The following is a 1,051-nucleotide window of genomic DNA, read 5'->3' on the forward strand; positions in this document are numbered from 1 at the left end:
TTTCTCGATGAGATGAGGCGCGTTGTGCCATGGTCGAGGTTGATTGCGTTGATCGAACCGCACTATCCGAAGGGTAAGACTGGAAGGCCGCCGTTTCCGGTTGCGACGATGCTGCAGATTCACTTCATGCAGCAGTGGTTTGGGCTTTCGGACCCGGCGATGGAAGAGGCGCTTTATGACGTGCCGCTGTACCGTGAGTTTGCGGGGCTGGACGAAGGTATGACGCGTTTGCCAGACGAAAGCACGATTCTGCGGTTCCGCCACCTTCTCGAAACGCACGGACTGGCCGCGCAGATGCTCGCCCTGGTCAATGAGATCCTGAGTGAAAAGGGCTTGATGTTGAAGGCAGGGTCAGCGGTCGATGCGACCTTGATTAGCGCACCGAGTTCGACAAAGAACGGCTCTGGCAAACGGGACCCGGAAATGCATCAGACGAAGAAAGGGAATCAATGGTATTTCGGGATGAAAGCGCACATCGGCGTGGACGCAGAGTCGGGTCTGGTCCACACCGTCATTGGTACGGCGGCCAACGTGCACGACATCAATGCGGCAGAAGCGTTGTTGCACGGCCAGGAAAAGGATGTGTACGCTGACGCCGGATATCAGGGTATTGAAAAGCGGTGTCAGGCGAACCCGGTACGCTGGCATGTCGCGATGCGACCGGGCAAGCGTCGACAGCTGGACCTGACCAATCGTCTGGATGCGATATACAACCAGATTGAGCGCCTGAAGGCTGGCGTGCGCGCCAAGGTTGAACATCCGTTTCGCGTGCTGAAGCAGCAGTTTGGTTATACGAAGACCCGCTACCGAGGATTGGTGAAGAACACCGCACAGATCACAACACTGTTTGCGCTGGGCAACCTCTGGATGGCGCGCAAGGCTTTAAGCAAAGCGTGAATCGCCCGGCGCATCAGGCCGTGAGTCTCGGAAAACGAAGGCCATCATGCTTCAAAAGCCGGTCGACCAACCTGCTAGCAGACCCTGCGGACGATACGCCCAACGTGAAAAAAGTTCGGCGCTCTGAAAACATGTTGTGCAGACCTTCCCTAGG

1 protein-coding gene is annotated in these 1,051 nt (G+C 56.8%); it reads left to right on the forward strand.

Translation table 11 applies throughout. The features are described from left to right. Positions 1–897 (forward strand): IS5 family transposase (locus BMI01S_RS37710; RefSeq protein WP_052408511.1); only part of this gene is annotated, 897 nt, incomplete at its 5' end. Positions 898–1,051: the final 154 nt, after the last annotated feature.

Origin of the sequence: Paraburkholderia mimosarum LMG 23256 = NBRC 106338, from assembly GCF_000739815.1 — a bacterium.
Taxonomy (GTDB): Bacteria; Pseudomonadota; Gammaproteobacteria; order Burkholderiales; family Burkholderiaceae; genus Paraburkholderia; species Paraburkholderia mimosarum.